The sequence below is a fragment of the Mucilaginibacter sp. genome, assembly GCF_035492695.1.
Lineage (GTDB): Bacteria > Bacteroidota > Bacteroidia > Sphingobacteriales > Sphingobacteriaceae > Mucilaginibacter.
In genome coordinates this window covers 84,728-101,173 of the sequence record NZ_DATJJC010000033.1, presented here as the reverse complement: position 1 = coordinate 101,173, position 16,446 = coordinate 84,728, and the positions used below count along the sequence as shown (strand labels likewise).

The window sequence follows — 16,446 nt, the reverse complement described above, 5'->3', positions numbered from 1 at the left end:
TATTGCACAGTATTAATCGGGAGACTGATTAGTGATCAGCCAGTAAAAACCGAGTTCGGACACTGCTTTGGCAAAGCCTTCAAAATCAACCGGCTTTACCACGTAACTGTTTACACCAAGGTTATAGCTGGTAATAATATCCTGCTCTTCTTTGGATGATGTCATGATCACTACAGGAATAGTCCTGGTATTTTCGTCGGCCTTTATCTGCCGCAATACCTCAATCCCGTCAACTTTAGGCATCTTAATATCCAGCAGTATCACTTTGGGCTTATCGTGCACACTGCGTTCCGAAAATACCCCTCTCGAAAAAACAAAGTCCAGCGCCTCGGCGCCATCCTTTACGTGTGTGAGCCTGTTGGCCAGGTTCGCTTTGCGCAATGCGCGTATGGTCATTTCCGCATCGTGCGGGTTGTCTTCCACTAATAAAATCTCAACTCGGTTGTCATTCATATAATTGTTATTTAGGTAAACTGAAATAAAATGTTGCCCCATTGTTTTCCTCCGCTTCGGCCCATATTTCTCCACCATGTTTGTCGATCACCCTTTTTACCAGCGCTAGCCCAACACCTGTACCTTCAAATTCTTCCTGCGAATGCAATCGCTGAAAAACACCGAATAACTTGCCCGCATAAGCCATGTCGAAACCAACGCCATTGTCTTTTACAAAGTAAACTACCCTGTCACCCTCCTCGCGCGCTCCGATTTCAATCACAGGATTGTCCCGCTTGGATGAATATTTTATAGCATTGCCAACCAGGTTCATTAACACTTGTTTTATCAGGGTCCTGTCGGCATTTGAGGCTGGTAACGGCCCTATGCCGATGCTGTATTTCTCCCTTGTGCCGTTGTCCAGCAGTTCATCAGCAACCGACTGGGCAAGCGATCTCATATCCACATTACTGAGCGCCAGTTCTTTTTTTCCCAGCCTCGAAAAAGCAAGCAGTTCATCTATCAACTGCCCCATTGTTTTGGCGTTGTTGATGATGTTATTCACTATCCGTAATCCTTCAGCATCCAGTTTGTCCTCGTAGTCCTCCTTAAGCATGATCGAGTAGCCATTGACAGCGCGCAGCGGCGTGCGAAGATCATGAGATACCGAATACGAAAATGCTTCCAGCTCTTTATTTACGTTTTGTAATTGCACGGTGCGTTCTGTCACTTTGTTCTCCAGGTCCTGGTGCATTTTGTACACCTTTGTCGTCATCACGTTAAAAGCATTGGCTAATTCGCCCAACTCATCTTTACGGTATATATCCACTGATGATGAATAATCACCCTGCGCTATAGATGTCGCAGCCCGGGTGAGCTTATTAAGCGGCTTCGTTATATTACGGCTCATTACCCATGCTGCTATAATGCCAATTATGCTGAGAACACCACCTCCAATCAATACCGGATTAATATAACTGTTCATTCCCTCCAGTAGCGTTTTCTCTGGAAATTGTACCGCTACCAGCCAATTAGTGTAGGGGACCATTTTTAATTTTGCCACCATTTTATTAGTGCCTGCGTCGGTATATTGAACTAACTGACCCGACAATTTACCTTTAAAAGGCAAACCCGGTACGGGTTTGATCACGTCGGTCCAAAAGCTATTATCTACGTTACCTATATAAATGCCAGCACCGCCCATAAGCTGTGATAACTGAGCAACCGCTTTCGGACTCGACTCGAGGCGCTTCCAGGAGATAATATAACCAAGTACACGCTTCTCATCGTTCACCGCTGCTACTATGGGATAGTACATGGTGCGATTTTCCAGGTATATCTTACCTACTTTTGCCGAATCGGGAGCGAGGTGCATAAACGACACCACATCTCTTACATTTATGCTGACGTTGACGCTTGATTTACCCGATCTTAATACCCGGCGGCCGGCCGAATCGACCAGCTCCATCGAAACCCAGGTACTATCACGATATTGTTTATCTAATTCAGTAAGTGCCCCTTCACGAAATTCTCCCCTGCCTGTTTTTAAAAATTGCACAACCGGCTCCTTTGTCGCTGAGGCATGGGCAACTTTTATAAGAAACTGGGCCGACTGGCCAAGCATACTGCTTAGCTGTACCGATAACGAGTTTAGCCGATCTTTACCAACTATATACGATACTTTTCGCAGGCTATAATAGTTTGTTAGCCCATAAAGCGTTATGGCCGACAGCAAAAAAAAACATATCAGCAAGGGCAAACGCTGTTGTATTGATAACCTGCCTGAAAAAATCCGGTTCTTCTGCATATCTATAGTTTGAACTTATTGTCTTTAACGCGTGAAAACATGAACGGTCCTGGTCGTTATCAGCTTTGGTCAATAACAAAGCCTGATTTAATGCCGGGTTAATACGCTGTGCACAAGGTTGAAAATTAATTAACAGATAAAATCACCCTACCAAAGTCGGTTAATTATTAATCTTAAGTTTCGCAATTAGGCTTATAAACAAATATAATAGATAATTTTAGTTAATAAGCACCGTGTTTTAACCCAATTTGTGTAAAAATGATAGGATAATAGCACAATATTCTCTTTCGCAGCATTATCTATCGTTTCTGATAATATCATCGTGCTGTCAATATTGACCAGTATTACAGTTATTTATGTAATATGATTGCCCGTTTACTATCTATTATTGCAGGGATTGGATTTGTTTGAATAAAAAAACAGGAGGAATTTTTTATTTATTTAAAATGTTTTCACCGGCCAATCGTCTCTACCTTTAAAGGAGAAAATAAATTGATCACCGTAGTAATGCCCGAAGAGAAACAAAATCATATCATACAGGCTATCAGATCGTATGGTAAGGGCTTGCTGGGCTTTATCCGGAAACGCGTTAAAAGCGACGCCGATGCTGAAGACATCCTGCAGGATGTATGGTACCAGTTGAGCGCTGTGGTAAATGCCGAACCGATAGAGCAAACTGGTGCCTGGCTTTACCGCGTGGCAACCAATAAGATCATCGACAAGAACAGGAAGAAGACCGAAGAACTGCTTGACCTGTCCCCCGGCGAAGATGGCGACGACGATGATGCCCCGGATTTCAGGGCCATCCTGCTGACGGAAGGCACCACGCCCGAAACAGAATATATCCGCAACCTTTTTTGGGAGCAGCTATTTGTAGCATTGGACGAATTGCCCGAGGAGCAGCGGCAGGTTTTTATCTGGCAGGAACTTGACGATATCCCCTTTAATGAAATAGCCCGGCGCACGGGCGAGAATGTGCAGACGCTTGTCTCGAGAAAACGATATGCCGTACTTCACCTGCGCAAAAGGCTGAAACAGTTGTATTTAGAAATTACAGAATAATAAGTAAAAAAGACATGAGAGATACAGATTTTGGAGACCGGGCTGTAAGATACAGGTTCGGTTTCAGAAAGAAAATGATTTTTATACCCTTCCTGGTGGCGGGCGGGCTGGCACTGATCAGTTACGTAGTGATGCAGCTTTGGAATGGTTTGCTGCCGGATATCCTGCACGTAACCACCATTACCTTCTGGCAGGCCATGGGGATATTTGTCCTTGCCAAAATACTTTTTGGCTTTGGCAAAGGTGGTGGCCGCGGCGGCGCACCCTGGATGCGCCATAAGATGGAAAGATGGAAGGAGATGACCCCCGAAGAGCGCGACCGCCTGCGCGAACAAATGCGCGCACGCTGCGGTAAATGGGGACGGAACCGCGGCGGTTTTGATTGGGACCGGCCAGCTGAAAGCACAGCTAAACCAGCCCAGGAGCCCTTAAAACCTACTGAATAATAAAATAAACTGCCGGTTCTGTCCAATTTGGGCAGGGCCGGCAGTTATTAGTTTATAAGATATATGGCAATGGAAATATTGATCTTTAAAACAAACGTTACGAGCAAGAGAAAAGTGAGTAAGGTAAGGGCCTTGCTAACTTCGGTAGCTGCTATCAAACAATGGAACTTTGACCTGGAGGATTGCGATAAAGTACTGCGTATTGAAGCTAACGGCCTAAACACCGGCTATGTCGAATCACTATTAAATACAGCCGGGTTTCATTGCCAGGAGATGGATTATTAAAGTCAGGGGTAGCGCTTCATACTCATCAGGATGACGGTGGCGCACACTAATACTATGGCAATAATAAATACGATCATAACATCCTATGATTTAACAGATTATCGGAAAAATTATTGTGAAGGGATATTTAAGACTTACGAAGTTTTAAAAACTCCGTAAGTCTGTATGCAGGAGGTCCTGTCAGTTAAAAGCGTTCTTCAGCTGGATATATTTGTTCAGGTCCTTTGAATTGAACCCTTTCGCTTTCATTTCTTTTATATACTCGGGGGTTATACCCGTCGCCTTCATCGATGTAGCATCGTTAAGCGATATGTTGGTGAAGCCGATATCTTTAAAACCTTTAATAAAGGCAGGCGTAACGCCCAGGGCCTTAAGCGATGTTGCATCATTCAGGGATACGTTGGTAAAACCGATATCCTTAAAGCTTTTGATATAAGCCGGTGTGATACCTAACGATCTGAGCGACGACAATTCGTTGATCGGTATCTGTTTGTAACCAACGGCCTCAAAACTCTTAATAAATTCGGCATTAACATTCAATGCTTTCAATGATGATAGTTCATTGATCGAAATGTTTTTGTACCCCATATCTTCAAAGCCTTTTACAAAGTCCGGTTTGATACCCAGCGCCTTCAGCGAGGTCAGGTCATTAGGCGATATATCTTTATACCCTATATCGTTAAAGCCTTTGATAAAATCAGCATTTACCCCCAGCGATTTGAAAGACATCAATTCATTGGCTGATATATTTTTGTAGCCCATATCGTTAACGCCTTTGATGTAATCGGGTGTAATGCCAAGCGATTTTAGCGACACCAATTCGTTCGCCGATATATTTTTATAACCCAGCGCAGCAAGGCTTTTGGCATAGTCAGATGTAACACCCACCGCTTTCATACTGGTCAGTTCGTTCATCGGCACATTGGTGTAACCCGCGTCTTTAATATCCCGCACATAAGACGAATCTATATTCATTGCCTTAAAAGAAGTAATATCTTCTGCCCGCGGCATTTCATTTTCATTGCCATTCCTTGCAAATTTCGCGTTGGCTTTTTTCAGACTTGCTATGTACTTACCGTCTATGCCTAAAGCCTTAAAGCTAGTCAGCTGGTTAAAATCAACATCCTTATAGCCGGCTTCGCGTATCTCATGTACATATTCTTTAGTAATACCCAACGCTTTGGCCGATACCAGTTCATTCGGGGTCATGTGTGCATACCCTTCCTGCTTCCAGAATTTAATAAAGGGCTCATCCACTTTAAGCGCGCCCATTGATATCAGGTCATTTTTTGAAAGATGACTATAGCCGTTAGTTTTTAGCATGGCCACATAATCCTTTTTTATGTTAATGATAAAGAATGCAAACTCATCATTCTCTTCAATTCCTGTAATCCCCTCGCCTCTCAGGTAATCGGTAAAACCTTTGTCGGCAGTAAATTTGTAATGCCCAAAACCATCGTTTCCTTCAAACTTACCGTTGAATAAAACAGTGCCGGCATCGCGTTTAAGGGTAAAATCGCCTTTGGTATCTTTTGGCAGCGACGAAAATTCGCTCAGCAGGAAACTGTCACTGTTCGACCAGTTATGATCGTCATCGTCATTCCTGAATTCCATCCTAACCTTTTCCCCTTTGATCGTAGCAAACCAGGTACCCTCTCTCATATCTGTCGCCCCCCAGTTTTGGTGGAAAGACTGGCTGCGCGAAGCTGTGGTTTTGTTTTTTGTTTTTGCCTTATTTTGGCTGAATGCGGTTTGGTTCAACGCACAGGCCAGTCCTGCCATCAGCGGCAGCAGGATGAAATATTTCCACATCGTATGGATGTTGGATCTTTTAGCGTTCATCATAACAATTCGTTTCTTTAATAGTGATTGGTTGTAATTGGTAGTAACGCTCAGCGCCAAATGCGGCACCGATACTTTTAATAAACTCATCTGGTAACTTTCCTTTTCAACCGGGTTATGGCCAAGCACGGCTTCATCGGTCAAAAATTCCAGGTTATTTTCCAGTTCGCCACGGTAAAGCCAGGCAAACGGGTTAAACCACTGGAACACCAGCACCAGCTCGGCCAATAAAATATCCGCGCTATGGCCCTGTTGTATGTGCACCTTCTCGTGCAGTAATATCTGGTTATAGGTATCCCAGTCGTACTTTTCGGGATTGATGAAAATATTATTGCCGAACGAGCATGGCGCCTTGTCGCCCGTGATCTCGATAATACGGAATTTGCCATCCAGTATCACAGGATTTGAATAAGCACGATAAAGTAATACGATCACCTGCAGCAGCAAGTTCAAACCAAAAGCGCCTACCCCTGCCCAATAGATATAAAACAGCCATTTAATAACAATAGGCCATATTGGCTTTGCCTGTTCCACAATGGTTGGCTGTACCTTGGCAGGTGTTGCAGCCGCCGGTGCCGGCTCTGCCTTTACGGGCCGGGCGTTTACAACCGGTTGTTTTTTTGCTTGCTGCCGGGCTTGCTTTTGCGCCGCCAAAACCTGCTTCTGAACTTCGGCTTTTATTAGTGCAGCCATTTCGGGCGTTTGCTGTACCCCGGTTTTGATGGCGCTGTTTTCGGGCTCGCTCCGCAACGTCCATGCTTCAGGTATAGTGATGAGCGGCAAGGCGAACGACAGGCCCAGGCATATAAGCAGTATCACCCGGTTAAGCCGGTAAAAGGTTTCGCGTTGTAAAAATATCTTGTAGAACAGCAGACTTATTGAGATAAGCAGCGCTACGTGCAGGATATAAGGTATCATTTCTTTGACGATTTAATGATGTCTAATATTTCGTTCAGTTCCGATTCTGATATTTTTTGTTCTTTGGCAAAAAAAGCCAGCATACTTGGGTACGAGTTATTGAAGTATTGGCTTACGATATCCTTCATCGCATGCTTCTGGTAATCGTCCTTGCTGATAACAGGGTAGTAGCGAAAAATATTCCCGAAAGCTTCATGCGCCAGGAAACCTTTTTCTTCTAATATCTTCACCATCGTTGCAACAGAATTGTAATGTGGTTTGGGATCGGGCAGTTCGGGGATAATCTCTTTTATAAACGCTTTTTCCAGGTTCCAGAAAACCTGCATAATTTGTTCTTCTCTTTTAGCCAGCTTTTGCATTTCTAATCAAATTTTAATCTAAGCTAATACTAATAGATTAGTATTACAACTAACCGATTAGTATTTTTTATAATTATCTGATTATCAGTAATAAAAATTTCTCTAAGGTTATTGCTCCTCCGGAAGGTATTACTACACTGCCCAAAATCAGGGGTCAATTTCCGGCCTTTCGGAACATTACAGGTAAGACGCACGTAACATATTGAATGTGACTGCAGTCATAAGCTAACATTGGTTGTAATTACTTAATTTAATCTTAAGGAAAACTTTACATTCAATTTATCTTGTTATTTTTGCAACCTGATTAATTTTTACAGACTAAGTGGCCCGGACAATTGCGATAACATTAAGAAATAACTGGAAACAGACCTGGAGTTCCTCGCTTCAGCGTACACAGATCATTATCGGTTCAATACTGATGATTATCATATCCTGCATGCTTCCCACCTTTTTCAACCTTATTCAGAAACGGACCGGCCCGGTTTTAAACGACTGGCTTTTAGCGGCTGTTCCGTCACATAACGTTTCGTGGGCGATATTTACCGTGATTTGGGGAATGGGCTTTTACTCGCTTTGGAGAGCGGTAGAAAAGCCGACGATCTACATAACCTATCTCTGGACTTTTATATTCATCACCATGCTGCGGGTGCTTGCCATCAGCCTGATACCACTCGACCCGCCAAAGGGGCTTATTGTGCTAACCGACCCGCTTACCGGCGTTTTCTATGGGCAAAGCACTATCACTAAAGACTTGTTCTTTTCAGGCCATACTTCCATCCTTTTCCTACTGGTACTTTGCCTTGAAAGGAAGTGGGATAAAATACTGGCCGGCGTTGCCACTTTTGCAGTAGCCTGCCTGCTGGTAGTACAGCATGTGCACTACACCATTGATATTATTGCCGCACCGATCATCATTTACCCTGTTCACAGGTTCATCAGATATTTGCTGGGGTAAGCAACTCTCATTCATTTCTTAGCGTTACCGCATAAAAAAGGCCCCCGCCTGGCGGCGGGAGCCCGTCCCGATAGCGTCATACTACCAGGAACAACCTAAACCTTATCACAAACTTATTAACGGACTAATTGGTTAATTTAGTTTTATGATATTGCGTTATGACTTTGGCATGATAAAAACACCGGTATGCAGGTTGAAGAGATAGAGCGCCTGATAAAAATAAGCAGGGAGCGACCGCTACTGCCGGAGACCTATATCCCCTGGCAACAGGAACCAGGGCCGGAAGATATCTTTTTGCCTGAGATCCTCACTTCCCTGCACGGACTGGATATTTACGATACCCTTACCCCCGCGCAAAAACTGGAGCTGGGCCGGCACGAACTGATGCAGGTAATAGCCTCTTATGCCTGGGGCGAATGCTTGTTTTGCCTGTTCATGACGCGGCACCTGCTTACCCTGCCCCTTGCCGATGTTCAGCATCGCTTTCTTTTAAGGGAACTGATAGAGGAATTCCGCCACCAGGAAATGTTCGGGCAGGCTATTACCAAACTGGGCGGCCAACCCATCAGGCAATCCGGCCTGCATAAGTTCTTTGGCGAACTCAGCAACAAATACCTGCCCGCAGATTACCTGTTCATGGGCAGCGTATCGGTTGAATTGGTGACTGATGTTTATGGAAATTACGCCCGTAAATCGCCTGATGTTTACCTGGTTTTACGCAAAATGTTCGACCTGCATAATATCGAGGAAGCGCGGCATATCCTTTTTACCAAAGCACTGCTAAAGGAATACGCAGCGAAAGCAGGGTATATCAAACGCACGCTGTACAGCTATGTCATCCTGTTCAATATCCTGTTTGTGCGTACCATGTACGTAAAAAAAGAAATATTCGAACGCATTGGCCTCCAAAACCCGGACAAGGTGTACAAGATCGCCTCAAAAAACTTCAAAAATAAATTCGCTGAAACCTGCCTTAATGATATTATTGAATTTGTGGATAGCTGGCATGGCTTTAACCGCGCCACACGGTGGGCCTGGCGTTGGGTGCTAAATGCCAAAGTGTAAAACAGTTCAACAATCCAACAATAAAAACAATCCAACAATCTAGTCCGACGCTTCCTCGCCCTTCTCGCCCAGTTTCACGATATCGCCTTCCTTAAATAATATGGCCTGTAAAGTTTCGCGCCATTTGGGTTTTTGACGCAGCAGGAACTCCAGGTCCATACCAAAATGCTTAAACTCCTCGTGCTGGGCGTTTTGCATAATCGCTTTAGCCTGCTTGTCTTTTTCTACGGATATGCGTTGTTCATACCAGTTAATTGCCTCTGCTTCTTCGGTAAGCGAAACGATCATCCTGGCAAAAGTACGGGTCTTATCAGATAATTCCTCTGGGGGTTCGTGATATTGGTCAAATGACATAATTCTTTCTTTTTGCGTATAAAAAGAATTATTCCCGCGAATTGTTTTAGTCAGAATGAACAAGTTGAAGAAGGCTTGATATCCTCCTTATCGGTAGCCAGGGATGCTTTGTCTTTTTTATAAGTAATTATCCAGATGCCGTCAAAATCCGTACCGGGCCAGGCGGGTGGATTTTTGATGCCCAGGGCCTTCGCAATTTTTGGTATGTTATCATGTTCCCACACTACAATAACGACGCCGTTAAGCTTTCTTATTTCATTGGCGAGGTCCTTATGGTCATCCACCGGATAGCTACTATTGACGGCCAGGTTATATTTTACAGCATAAGGCGTTATCAGTTGGAACATTCGCACCGGTTTGGTTTGACTGCCCGATTTGATACTTGGCACAAATATAGCCGATGCCGTGCCAAACTTGTCGTAAAGTACCTTGGGCAACGCCAGTGAACGGTTAAAACCCGCGCAATCCAGGTTATCGCCATCAGCAGGTTTTTCGCCGTGCCTGATAATAACTACTTTCAGGTCCTGGCTTTTCTTCTGGCACGCGCCTATGGTAGTAAAGCAACAGGCAGCTAAAATAAGCAACGAGAACCTCAGGCAGCTTTTCATTTCAGGCGATCTTAATTCACTTCAATTTTCTCCAGGTTAATATATTCCTGCACACTCTCCTGTTGTCCCGGCTTGCCATTTTTAAAGGCAGCCCTTGGTTTCAGGCCGAGTATCTCGAACATTGCCATATCGGTATCGAAAGAAGGATTTGGCGTAGTCAGCAATTTATCTCCTGCGAATATCGAATTAGCGCCCGCCATAAAGCAGAAGGCCTGCTCTACCGTAGTCATCTCGGTACGGCCTGCTGATAAACGCACCACCGTCTTCGGCATAATAATGCGGGTAGTCGCTATCATGCGCACCATATCCCATACGGCAACTTTTGCCTGGTCGGCCAAAGGCGTGCCTTTGATAGGCACCAGCGCATTGATCGGCACTGATTCAGGATGTTTAGGCAGGTTCGAAAGCGTTTTCAGCATCGATATCCGATCCTCCACCGTTTCGCCCAGGCCGATAATTCCACCGCTGCAAACGGTTATTTTAGCTTTGCGCACGTGCTCCAGCGTTTTCAGGCGCTCGTCATAAGTACGGGTGGTGATAATACGTTTATAGTCTTCTTCTGATGTATCCAGGTTATGATTGTAGGCATACAGCCCGGCATCTGCCAAACGCTGCGCCTGCGATTCCGTCAGCATACCCAGCGTACAGCAAACCTCCATATCCAGTTCGTTCACGGCTTTCACCATATCTATCACCTTGTCAAAATCGCGGTTATCACGCACTTCGCGCCAGGCAGCACCCATGCAAAGCCTGGATGCACCACCCGCTTTCGCCTTTTCGGCGGCAGCTATCACCTCATCTTTCGGCATAATCGCATGCACATCCACCCCGGTATTGTAACGTGCCGCCTGCGGGCAATAAGCACAATCTTCGGGGCATCCGCCTGTTTTGATGGAGATAAGCGAACTTATCTGTACTTCAGAATAGTCCTTATTTTCGCGGTGGATAGTAGCTGCTTCATAGATCAGGTCCAACAGCGGCTGATGATATATTGCTGATATTTCTTCTTTTGTCCAGTTGTTTCTAAGCTCTGTCATAGGTTTCGTTTTCGACGGTCAAATTTATAATAAAGCTTTATAATAGCTTAATGATGCGGTAATAAAAACTGCGTGGCCAGCCATAACGGCAATAAAAAGCCCGCACAATCAGTAAAAGTGGTGATTATAATGGACGATGCCACGGCCGGGTCGATACCTACCCGCTTCAAAACCAGGGGTATAGTGGCCCCGGTTAACCCGGCTATGATCAGGTTGCCTGTCATCGCCAGGAAAAGCACCAGGCCCAGTTTCAGGTTGGCGTCGTAGATCATGGCTATAAAAAAAACGATCAGGCCATTAGCTGCACCGTTTATCAGTCCAACTAAAAATTCCTTAAGTACAGTATTGTAGGCTTGCCGGTCGGTCAGGTCGCTGAGCGAGATACGCCTTACCGTTACAGCAAGCGCCTGTGTGGCGGCATTTCCACCCATGCCTGCGATAATGGTCATGTAAGCCGAGATGATGGCGATGCGTTCTATTGTCGTATCAAAATGCCTGATAATAGAAGCAGCAAGATAGGCAGTACCCAAATTAATGATAAGCCAGGGTAAACGGCTTTTTACGGCGTCTTTCCAGTTACCGCTCAGCTCTTCGTCCTCAGATACACCGGATATTTTCAATATATCCTCGGTGTTTTCCTCCTCCATTACGTCGATGATGTCGTCAACCGTTATCCGGCCAAGCAATTTCATATGGTCATCCACAACAGGTATCGCTGTCAAGTTGTACTGCGAAATCAATTTAGCCACTTCCTCCTGGTCAAGGTCAGCCTTAACATATACAAAATCTTTGATAACCAGGGGCTCTATCCAGGCATGGGCATGGGCCTTAATAATGGATTTAATGGATAATATACCCTTCAGCACGTCAAATTCGTCAACAGCATAAATGGTATTGAATTCTTCCATTTCCTCCGACTGCCGGATGATCTCGTCCAGGGCATCTTTCTTATCGAGGTAAATATTCACCTTGATCACCTGCGAGTTCATCAATCCCCCGGCAGTATCCTCGGCGTAGCCTAAAAGCGCGCGTATGTTCGAAGCGTCCTCCTCGTCCAGGTCCTCCAGTATCTCCTTTTGCTCATGCTCCTCCAGTTGCGAGATAATATCCGTAGCGTCGTCGTAGTCGAGTTCTTCGATGATCTCCGAACGTTTTTCAGGGTGCAGGCTGATAAGCAGTTCGCCCGGGTCCTGCTCCTCGTTCATCTCGGATATTACTTCCGAAGCCTCTTCGGTTGGCAGTACATTGATGATCTTTTCCCGTGCTTCAAGCGGGAGCTGCTCGAAGAGTATGGCGATCTCCGACGCGTGATACTCGGCCAGAACCTTCTCTAACTCAGCATCATCGCCGCCAAGCGCGGTTTTAATGCGCTCAAGGTCCTCCTTATTGATCTCGAAAGATTCCATACCCGACTAAAATACATAAATATGCCGCAATAGCTGTGAAAAAATGAACAAAATCGACGAAGGCAGGAGGCTCCGATGGAGCCGGATATGATTCTATTTTACTATAAACCGTATGCTCCTACGGAGCTTAATCATATAGTATAATATTGGACGGTAGAGTATAAAATATTTTATGATTCTGGTTAGTCTAAAATCTGTTATCATACAAATAAGGCTCCAGCGGAGCCGCCTGTTTATAGAAAACCAAATACAAAGCTGATCAGCTCCATCGGAGCTTCCTGAAAAATGGAACGGGATCAAACCGTATGATCAAACCTCAATTTAACTGAAGAAAGCTTTTGCAGTCGCCCCAATACCTGGTTCACCTGCATTTTTCGTATCGATATCTTTATCTCGCAATTGTTATCAAATTGCTGGTGCAAAATTTCGAGGTTATCTTCTTTGATCAGCTTCATCACGTCGTTCATCTGCTGGTATTCGAACGACAATGTGTAAACATCGTTGATCGTTTTTTCCACCACTTTGCATTCGTTCAAAGCCAGTTCAGCAGCCGTGCGGTAGGCATTGATCAGGCCCGGCACGCCCAGCAAAGTACCGCCAAAATACCGCACCACAACAACAGCAATATTGGTTAGGTTTCGCGATAGCAAAGTATTTAACACCGGCCGGCCCGCGGTGCCGGATGGCTCACCGTCATCGTTCAACCGGAAAACCGACCTGTCAGTACTCCAGCGCATGGCCCAGCAATGGTGGTTGGCTTTGGAGTGTTCATGTTTCAGGTTCGCTACTATCGCCTTTATGTCCTGATCGGATTTTAGCGGATAAGCATATCCCAAAAACTTACTGCCCCTGTCGCGAAAAATACCTTCGCCAGGCTTTTCTATAGTGAAATAAGTATCGTCGAAAAGCATTAGAATACGGATGCGATGAAACTTGCCAGCGAATCGTGAAAAGAATTAACTACGATAGCCAAAATACCCAGCACAATGCCCACCATATTCACAGCGCTTAGTTTCTCCCTGAATACAGCAAGGCCCACGGCAGCTCCCAAAACAATGACGCCAATATCCATCGACGAGAATACATACGACGGCCGATCAGCCAATGCCTGGTGCGCTTTGATGAAAAACAGGATATTACCAAAATTAGCTATGCCCAATATCCAGCCTATAAGGATATGGGGCCACGAAAAACGCATTTTTTTATTGGCGATCAGGTAGATCATGCCGATAACTGACACTGCAAACGCGAGAATAAAAATATAAAAGAGTGATGTGGTAAATGGTACTTCTTTGGTTTTAGCAACCTGTTTCAGTAACACATCGATAATACCCATACCAAGGAATATAACGACAAGATATATCCATGAGTAAGACGACCGCCGCCGCACCGCGCGCCTTTGTTTCCAGGGTACCAGGCATATCAGCGCGGCAAAACCGATGGAAATACCTATTATCTTTACGGTATCCGCTTTTTCGCTGAAAATGATAAACGATGCAATAACCGGTATAAACAACGACAGCCGCTGCGCGACATCGGTACGGACGATGCCCGTGAGTTTTATAGATGAAGCAATGACCAGGAACAGAACCGGGAGGAGTATACCCAGCCCGGCATAAATTGCAACAGGCGCTTGCTGAAAGGGCACGCTATGCGGTTTAAAAAAAAGCCAGGTAAGCAGTATTGCCGCAGAATAATTCCAGGTAATAGCCTGGTACACATCTATCTGGTAACGTTTGGCAAGCTTAAGCAATACCGAAACTGTAACACTGAAGCAAATACTCAGTAATATATAAAACATTAGTGCTTAGGTTTATTGTATATGATCTGCAACCTGTCGTTCCCTATTAATGACTCGCCGGCTATGGCACCCGTTACACAGGGTGCGTTTATTCCCTTCCCCAAAATGGCTTCGCCGGTAAAAATCCTCGCCTCATCCCACAAGCCTGCTTCTATAAAGCTGTTAAGGGTATGGGCGCCTCCTTCTATAATCACCGATTGTATATCCTGCAAATACAGTTGGAACAAAATATATTGAGGCACAAAGCGCTCGAAATCTTCAAGCGCAATATACTTAATTTTGCCGTCGATGTCGGTCTTCACCTCGTTGAACACCAATGTTTCCACGCTTTGGTCATAGATATTCGATGATGCTGCCAACTCCAGCCGTCTGTCTATCACTACCCTTTTGGGCGATTTGCCCGGCCAGTAACGGGTGTTCAGCTGCGGGTTATCTATTGCCACTGTATATTTACCCACCAGTATCGCATCTTCTTCGCTGCGCCATTTATGTACCAGCCTGCGCGACTCGTCCCCTGTTATCCATAGTTGCTGGTTGTCTGCCGGCGCAAAAAAACCGTCTGCAGTTTGCGCCCATTTAAGTATAACATACGGGCGTTTTTGCTGTACCCTGGTAAAAAAACGCCTGTTCAGCCATTTACATTCGGTTTCCAGCACACCGGTAGTTACTTCAATACCCGCCTGCTGTAATTTTTCAATGCCTTTTCCATCCACCTGCTTAAAGGGGTCGCGGCAACCGACAACTACCCTGGGAATACCGTGTTTGATGATCAGGTCGGCACAAGGCGGTGTTTTGCCATAGTGTGCGCAAGGTTCCAGCGACACGTAAATAGTGCTGTCCCGCAGCAATTCTTCCGCATCATCATATTTTGACAATACCGAATTGATCGCATTTACTTCAGCATGGGCCTCCCCGTACCGCTGGTGATAGCCTTCGCCAATGATGCGTCGCCCATGTACAATAACCGCCCCTACCATTGGGTTCGGGCTTACGCTGCCCATGCCCAAAGCGGCAAGTTCCAGGCAGCGCTGCATATATGGTTCGCGGGAAGGCATGGTGCAAAGATAGTATTTGTGATTGCACAGATTACCAGGAATGATTACACTGATTTGCTTTCTCTTATGTACAATTATTCTGCTAATTCATTAATTCTGTAAATTCTGATTCAGACTACGTTAATTTGTCCCCATGAAAACCGTTAAAGATGTTTCATCAATATTCCGGAAAGAACTGGTGGGGGTTTACGATACGCGGGAGATCGATTCGCTGTGTATGATCGTTATCGCGGAGATCGCGGGAACGTCATCCGCAAAGATCAAAGCCTTTCCCGAACTTGAACTGCCACAGGAACACCTGGACGCGATCGGCGCTATCCTTTTGCGTCTTAAAACCGGCGAGCCACTCCAATATATCCTCGGTCATGCTGAATTTTACGGATCGACTTTTAAAGTAAATCCATCAGTCCTTATCCCCAGGCCGGAAACGGAAGAATTAGTGGAATGGGTACTTTCGTTAGTTGGCAATAAGCACTTGACAGGAGGCAGTATTTTAGATATCGGCACCGGTTCCGGCTGTATCGCCATCAGCGTGAAAAAGAACTTGCCCGGGTTTTCTATTTCTGCTATAGACATCTCCCAAGATGCCTTAAGGACAGCCACCGAAAATGCCGAATTAAATAATACAAAAGTCAACTTCATTTTAGGCGACATTTTAAATCCGCAATTCGAAATTGAACATTCGAAATTCGAAATCATCATAAGCAATCCGCCTTATGTTACGATGGACGACAAAAAACAAATGCATAGCAACGTAACGGATTTCGAGCCGCATACTGCCCTGTTCGTTCCGGAAAATGATCCGTTGGAGTTTTATAATGCCATAGCTGATTTTGCTTCAAAAAACCTGGCACCAGGTGGCTTGCTATTCTTCGAGATCAACGAAAATTATGGTGAACAAACAGTTGAACTATTAAATAATAAATCATTCAAAAACATTGAGTTAAGAAAAGACATGAGCGAACGGGACAGGATGATAAAAGCAGTTAAGTAGCCCCTGCCAACTGTCAATTG

17 protein-coding genes are annotated in these 16,446 nt (G+C 45.1%); 6 read left to right on the top strand and 11 right to left on the bottom strand.

Annotated elements, in window-relative coordinates:
* Window positions 1-12 precede the first annotated feature (12 nt).
* Window positions 13-453 carry a response regulator gene (locus tag VL525_RS20595; RefSeq protein ID WP_325389221.1) on the bottom strand — a complete coding sequence of 147 codons (441 nt, stop codon included), beginning with the start codon at window positions 451-453 and terminating at the stop codon, window positions 13-15.
* Window positions 454-460: 7 nt separating this feature from the next.
* Window positions 461-2,239 (bottom strand): ATP-binding protein, encoded by a 1,779-nt coding sequence (locus VL525_RS20590; protein ID WP_325389219.1) that lies wholly within the window; start codon window positions 2,237-2,239, stop codon window positions 461-463.
* A 507-nt stretch (window positions 2,240-2,746) separates the two neighbouring features.
* On the opposite strand from VL525_RS20590, the gene VL525_RS20585 reads away from it, so the two are divergent.
* The 3 genes from VL525_RS20585 to VL525_RS20575 all read left to right on the top strand — a co-directional run bounded on the left by VL525_RS20585 (window position 2,747) and on the right by VL525_RS20575 (window position 4,032).
* Window positions 2,747-3,301 carry a sigma-70 family RNA polymerase sigma factor gene (locus VL525_RS20585; RefSeq protein ID WP_325389216.1) on the top strand — a complete coding sequence of 185 codons (555 nt, stop codon included), beginning with the start codon at window positions 2,747-2,749 and terminating at the stop codon, window positions 3,299-3,301.
* Window positions 3,302-3,315: 14 nt separating this feature from the next.
* Complete coding sequence (locus VL525_RS20580) at window positions 3,316-3,747, top strand: hypothetical protein (RefSeq protein WP_325389214.1); 432 nt, start codon at window positions 3,316-3,318, stop codon at window positions 3,745-3,747.
* A 69-nt stretch (window positions 3,748-3,816) separates the two neighbouring features.
* Entirely contained in the window at window positions 3,817-4,032 is a 216-nt protein-coding gene (locus tag VL525_RS20575; RefSeq protein WP_325389212.1) for a hypothetical protein, read from the top strand.
* Between the two features lie 180 nt (window positions 4,033-4,212).
* On the opposite strand, the gene VL525_RS20570 is transcribed toward VL525_RS20575, so the two are convergent.
* Together VL525_RS20570 and VL525_RS20565 are read right to left on the bottom strand one after the other, a co-directional pair.
* On the bottom strand, window positions 4,213-6,792 hold the full coding sequence (locus VL525_RS20570) for a M56 family metallopeptidase (RefSeq protein WP_325389210.1): 2,580 nt from the start codon (window positions 6,790-6,792) through the stop codon (window positions 4,213-4,215).
* On the bottom strand, window positions 6,789-7,151 hold the full coding sequence (locus VL525_RS20565) for a BlaI/MecI/CopY family transcriptional regulator (protein WP_325389208.1): 363 nt from the start codon (window positions 7,149-7,151) through the stop codon (window positions 6,789-6,791). Before VL525_RS20565 ends, VL525_RS20570 begins: the two co-directional genes overlap by 4 nt.
* Window positions 7,152-7,473: 322 nt before the next feature.
* Here VL525_RS20565 and VL525_RS20560 point away from each other — a divergent pair, with 322 nt between their 5' ends.
* Window positions 7,474-8,106, top strand: coding sequence for a phosphatase PAP2-related protein (locus tag VL525_RS20560; RefSeq protein WP_325389206.1), 633 nt, complete (start codon window positions 7,474-7,476; stop codon window positions 8,104-8,106).
* Window positions 8,107-8,292: 186 nt separating this feature from the next.
* A complete protein-coding gene (locus VL525_RS20555) occupies window positions 8,293-9,171 on the top strand; it encodes a diiron oxygenase (protein ID WP_325389204.1) in 879 nt (292 codons plus the stop codon).
* Between the two features lie 39 nt (window positions 9,172-9,210).
* Here the strand turns inward: VL525_RS20555 and VL525_RS20550 are convergent, their stop codons facing one another.
* From VL525_RS20550 to ribD, 7 genes are all read right to left on the bottom strand, one after another.
* The gene (locus VL525_RS20550; RefSeq protein WP_325389202.1) at window positions 9,211-9,525 is read right to left on the bottom strand and encodes a hypothetical protein; all 315 of its coding nucleotides are present in this window, start codon (window positions 9,523-9,525) and stop codon (window positions 9,211-9,213) included.
* Window positions 9,526-9,575: 50 nt separating this feature from the next.
* Window positions 9,576-10,133: a histidine phosphatase family protein gene (locus tag VL525_RS20545; protein ID WP_325389200.1), complete on the bottom strand. Its 558-nt coding sequence runs from the start codon at window positions 10,131-10,133 to the stop codon at window positions 9,576-9,578.
* 11 nt (window positions 10,134-10,144) lie between these two features.
* Entirely contained in the window at window positions 10,145-11,170 is a 1,026-nt protein-coding gene (gene bioB, locus VL525_RS20540; protein WP_325389199.1) for a biotin synthase BioB, read from the bottom strand.
* A gap of 47 nt (window positions 11,171-11,217) precedes the next feature.
* Entirely contained in the window at window positions 11,218-12,576 is a 1,359-nt protein-coding gene (gene mgtE, locus VL525_RS20535; protein ID WP_325389197.1) for a magnesium transporter, read from the bottom strand.
* A 296-nt stretch (window positions 12,577-12,872) separates the two neighbouring features.
* A complete protein-coding gene (locus VL525_RS20530; RefSeq protein WP_325389196.1) occupies window positions 12,873-13,487 on the bottom strand; it encodes a YigZ family protein in 615 nt (204 codons plus the stop codon).
* The gene (locus tag VL525_RS20525; protein ID WP_325389195.1) at window positions 13,487-14,377 is read right to left on the bottom strand and encodes an EamA/RhaT family transporter; all 891 of its coding nucleotides are present in this window, start codon (window positions 14,375-14,377) and stop codon (window positions 13,487-13,489) included. Before VL525_RS20525 ends, VL525_RS20530 begins: the two co-directional genes overlap by 1 nt.
* Window positions 14,377-15,432 (bottom strand): bifunctional diaminohydroxyphosphoribosylaminopyrimidine deaminase/5-amino-6-(5-phosphoribosylamino)uracil reductase RibD, encoded by a 1,056-nt coding sequence (gene ribD, locus VL525_RS20520; protein ID WP_325389193.1) that lies wholly within the window; start codon window positions 15,430-15,432, stop codon window positions 14,377-14,379. The genes VL525_RS20525 and ribD overlap by 1 nt, the downstream gene beginning before the upstream one ends.
* A 133-nt stretch (window positions 15,433-15,565) precedes the next feature.
* Between ribD and prmC the strand changes: the two genes are divergently transcribed.
* Window positions 15,566-16,426: a peptide chain release factor N(5)-glutamine methyltransferase gene (prmC, locus tag VL525_RS20515; RefSeq protein ID WP_325389191.1), complete on the top strand. Its 861-nt coding sequence runs from the start codon at window positions 15,566-15,568 to the stop codon at window positions 16,424-16,426.
* Window positions 16,427-16,446: the final 20 nt, after the last annotated feature.

Bases quoted from the DNA above. Each gene is read 5' to 3' on its own strand.
- VL525_RS20570 (WP_325389210.1), bottom strand. From the start codon at position 6,792: ATGATACCTTATATCCTGCACGTAGCGCTGCTTATCTCAATAAGTCTG.
- mgtE (WP_325389197.1), bottom strand. From the start codon at position 12,576: ATGGAATCTTTCGAGATCAATAAGGAGGACCTTGAGCGCATTAAAACC.
- ribD (WP_325389193.1), bottom strand. From the start codon at position 15,432: ATGCCTTCCCGCGAACCATATATGCAGCGCTGCCTGGAACTTGCCGCT.
- VL525_RS20545 (WP_325389200.1), bottom strand. From the start codon at position 10,133: ATGAAAAGCTGCCTGAGGTTCTCGTTGCTTATTTTAGCTGCCTGTTGC.
- VL525_RS20565 (WP_325389208.1), bottom strand. From the start codon at position 7,151: ATGCAAAAGCTGGCTAAAAGAGAAGAACAAATTATGCAGGTTTTCTGG.
- VL525_RS20585 (WP_325389216.1), top strand. From the start codon at position 2,747: ATGCCCGAAGAGAAACAAAATCATATCATACAGGCTATCAGATCGTAT.
- VL525_RS20595 (WP_325389221.1), bottom strand. From the start codon at position 453: ATGAATGACAACCGAGTTGAGATTTTATTAGTGGAAGACAACCCGCAC.
- VL525_RS20550 (WP_325389202.1), bottom strand. From the start codon at position 9,525: ATGTCATTTGACCAATATCACGAACCCCCAGAGGAATTATCTGATAAG.
- VL525_RS20590 (WP_325389219.1), bottom strand. From the start codon at position 2,239: ATGCAGAAGAACCGGATTTTTTCAGGCAGGTTATCAATACAACAGCGT.
- VL525_RS20555 (WP_325389204.1), top strand. From the start codon at position 8,293: ATGCAGGTTGAAGAGATAGAGCGCCTGATAAAAATAAGCAGGGAGCGA.
- VL525_RS20580 (WP_325389214.1), top strand. From the start codon at position 3,316: ATGAGAGATACAGATTTTGGAGACCGGGCTGTAAGATACAGGTTCGGT.
- bioB (WP_325389199.1), bottom strand. From the start codon at position 11,170: ATGACAGAGCTTAGAAACAACTGGACAAAAGAAGAAATATCAGCAATA.
- VL525_RS20575 (WP_325389212.1), top strand. From the start codon at position 3,817: ATGGAAATATTGATCTTTAAAACAAACGTTACGAGCAAGAGAAAAGTG.
- VL525_RS20525 (WP_325389195.1), bottom strand. From the start codon at position 14,377: ATGTTTTATATATTACTGAGTATTTGCTTCAGTGTTACAGTTTCGGTA.
- VL525_RS20530 (WP_325389196.1), bottom strand. From the start codon at position 13,487: ATGCTTTTCGACGATACTTATTTCACTATAGAAAAGCCTGGCGAAGGT.
- prmC (WP_325389191.1), top strand. From the start codon at position 15,566: ATGAAAACCGTTAAAGATGTTTCATCAATATTCCGGAAAGAACTGGTG.